Origin of the sequence: Streptomyces chattanoogensis (assembly GCF_001294335.1) — a bacterium.
Lineage (GTDB): Bacteria > Actinomycetota > Actinomycetes > Streptomycetales > Streptomycetaceae > Streptomyces > Streptomyces chattanoogensis.
Map to the genome: position 1 here is coordinate 1 of NZ_LGKG01000020.1, position 1,058 is coordinate 1,058.

Here is a 1,058-nt window from a genome sequence, read left to right on the forward strand (position 1 = left end):
GGGCGGTGTAGGTCTGGCCATCCGCGCTGGGCTTCCATCCGGCGGCCCGGTCCGGCTCGTAGTGCGCGGCCGGGAGGACCTGGAACCCCTGCTCGATGAGCCGGTGTCCGGCGGATGCCGGGCGGATGTCGTCCCAGTCCGGGAGTTCGATCCGGGCCAACTCCTCGGGCTCCGGGGTGTGTTGGGTCACCGTGATGACGTACCCGCCGGACTCCGAGGGGGCGACGGTGGCCAGGAAGGCGCCGCCGGGGGCTTCCGCGATCTGCTCGCGCAGGGTCGGCACCTGCGGGGTCTGAGGCTCGGTCCCGCCGTGCATGGCCTCCCGGTCGGTGCCCTGGACGAGCCAGCCGCGGAACGGGGCGTGACTGCCGGCGCGCATCCGGTCGACCCGTTCGGCCACGGTGGTGTGGTGGGTCTGGGTGACTTCCCCGATCTCCCGCAGGGACATGCGCGCACGGCCCTCGGACGCCTCCTCACGGGCGTACAGGATGAGTTCGGACTCCAGAGCCTCCAGCCGGGAGCGGAGCCGCCGCACGTCCCGCAGGGCGGCCCACAGCCTGTCACCGCTCATGAACTCGCCCTCCCGCAGGGAGTCGACGGCCTGAATCGCGGTGTCCGTCTCGTCCGCCATGGTCCAGCCGTGGACGTGGCCGGAGCGGAAGTGCAGCACGTAGGACGTGGTGCCGTCCTTCCACCACGTGGTGGCGCCGTTCTGGCCCCCGAGCCGCTCGTCAGGGGCGGTGTCGGCGTGGGTCAGGGTGATGCGGCCGACGTGGTGCGCGTAGTGCGGGAATGAGCTTTCCGAGCCGGGGGCAACGATGCGGGTTCCCATGGCGGGGTGTCCTTCCTGGTCAGGGAGTTGGGCAGGATCACGCCCCCCGTTCTGTAGGGGTGACCCTACGGAAGAATGTAGGGGTGACCCGACGGAAGGAACAAGGGCGACTCCCGGCCAACTGGCGCATTCGGGGGCGCGTGCTGCTGTCGCGTGCCCCTGTCGCATGGGGAGCGGGAGGGGGAGTTCGGGGGGTCCGCGCAGGTCACAGCGCGCGACAGGGGGA

The 1,058-nt window shown here is 71.5% G+C and carries 1 pseudogene; it reads right to left on the reverse strand.

The annotated features are described in order from the left end of the window. Positions 1-832: pseudogene (locus tag ADL29_RS05640) on the reverse strand (hypothetical protein); the annotation flags it as partial. Positions 833-1,058: the final 226 nt, after the last annotated feature.